Here is a 306-nt window from a genome sequence, read left to right as displayed (position 1 = left end):
GGATGATGTGGATGTTACTGTTCATCCAAATCCTGTTGTAGACCTTGGTTTAGATCAGGAAACCTGTGCTGGAGGAACTATTACCTTGGATGCCGGTAATCCGGGATCAAGCTACCTATGGTCAAATGGGGCAACCACTCAAAGTGTAACCGTAAATGCAAGTGGAAACTATTCAGTAGTAGTAACCGATGCCAATGGTTGTTCAGCAACGGATGATGTGAATGTTACTGTTCATCCAAATCCTGTTGTAGACCTTGGTTTAGATCAGGAAACCTGTGCTGGAGGAACTATTACCTTGGATGCAGG

Annotated in this window: 1 protein-coding gene; it reads left to right on the top strand. The window is 44.4% G+C overall.

What is annotated here, in order from left to right; genetic code table 11:
- Positions 1–306: hypothetical protein (locus tag M0051_RS19715; protein ID WP_306743282.1), on the top strand; the 306-nt coding region annotated here is incomplete at both ends.

The sequence above is a fragment of the Marinifilum sp. D714 genome (assembly GCF_030851345.1).
Classification (GTDB): domain Bacteria; phylum Bacteroidota; class Bacteroidia; order Bacteroidales; family Marinifilaceae; genus Marinifilum.
This window is presented reverse-complemented; position numbering and strand designations above follow the sequence as displayed.